Here is a 1,286-nt window from a genome sequence, read left to right on the forward strand (position 1 = left end):
CCCGCCACCGGCGTGAGGCCGTCGGGAGCGAGCACCCGACCCTGCACGCGGCCGGTGGCCAGCGCCGTCAACGTGATGGTGACCTCGCCGTCCTCACCGGGCAGCAGCGTACCGGCGGCGCTTCCCGACAGACTGCCGATGGGTGCCGGGCGGCTCGCGGTTATCTGGTAGTCACCGTTGAACACGCGCTCGAACACAACCAGACCGTCGGCGTCGGATTCGCGTTCGACCGTGGTGGCGAACAGCAACGCGGTGCTCAGCGCCACGCGCGCACCGGCAACCGGCGCGCCACCGGCATCGACCACGTGAACGCTGACACGTCCCTGGCCCACCAGGCGCACATCAAGCAGGCGCGTCTCGCCGGCGCTGGTGATGCGCGTCGTCGCCGCACCGCGATCGCCGTTGCCGAGCTCCTGGGCGATGACCTCGACCTCGCCGACCGGCACGAGGTCGAAGCGGTAGGTGCCGCCGTCGGCCACTTCCTGGCTGGCGATGACAACGCGGTCGCGGCGCAGACTGAGCTTCAGCGGTCCAGGCACAACGCTGCCGTCGCGGCGCAGCACGCGGCCGGCGACGCTGCCGCTGGCAGCCAGCACGATGTCGAGGTCGACCTGCTGGCCTTCGTTGTCCAGCCGGGCGCGGTTGAAGCCGCTGAGCTGCGTGGCCGCGTTGCGCGCCGTCGCCGTGACGTCGCCGGCGAACACGCCGTCAACGCTGTAGCGCCCCTGGGCGTCGGTCTGGGTGGTGCGCTCGGCGTCGAAAAGGCCTGCGGAAGTCACGCTGACCGGCACGTTCGCCTGCGCCGCGCCCTGGGGATCGCTGACCCGGCCGCTGACGCTGCCCTTGGCCAGGAACACCACGCGCGTCTGCAGCGGCTGCGGCGGATCCAGGTTGACCACGACCACCTCGCTGCGGCCGCGCTCCAGCGCCGCCTCGGCCTGCACGTAGTAGGCGTCGGCTCGGGTGACGGCGAAGCTGAAGCGCCCCTGCGCGTCGGTGGTCGCGCGCAGCACGGCCGGGATGCCGGACAGCGGATCGTAGGAATAGCGCGGCCCCAGCGCCCGCGGCGCCAGGAACACGGCGACGCCGGCGCCGACCGGCGTGACGTTATCGCGCTCGAACACCGTGCCGACCAGCGCGTTGCTGGCGATGACGATGTCGATCACGCGGGTTTCGCCGTCCTGAGCCAGTTCGCCCTGGGCGTGGCCGCTGCGGCCTTCGGTGGTGATGGCGGTCAGTTCGAACGCGCCCAGCGGCACACCGGGCACGACGTAACGGCCCTGGGC

1 protein-coding gene is annotated in these 1,286 nt (G+C 72.1%); it reads right to left on the bottom strand.

Annotation, left to right across the window (positions count from 1 at the left end; translation table 11 throughout):
* Positions 1–1,286, bottom strand: a 1,286-nt coding sequence (locus tag DFR29_RS28850; RefSeq protein ID WP_133822084.1) for a carboxypeptidase-like regulatory domain-containing protein, incomplete at both ends; no start/stop codon positions are given.

Origin of the sequence: Tahibacter aquaticus (assembly GCF_004363655.1) — a bacterium.
In the GTDB taxonomy this organism is placed as follows: Bacteria; Pseudomonadota; Gammaproteobacteria; order Xanthomonadales; family Rhodanobacteraceae; genus Tahibacter; species Tahibacter aquaticus.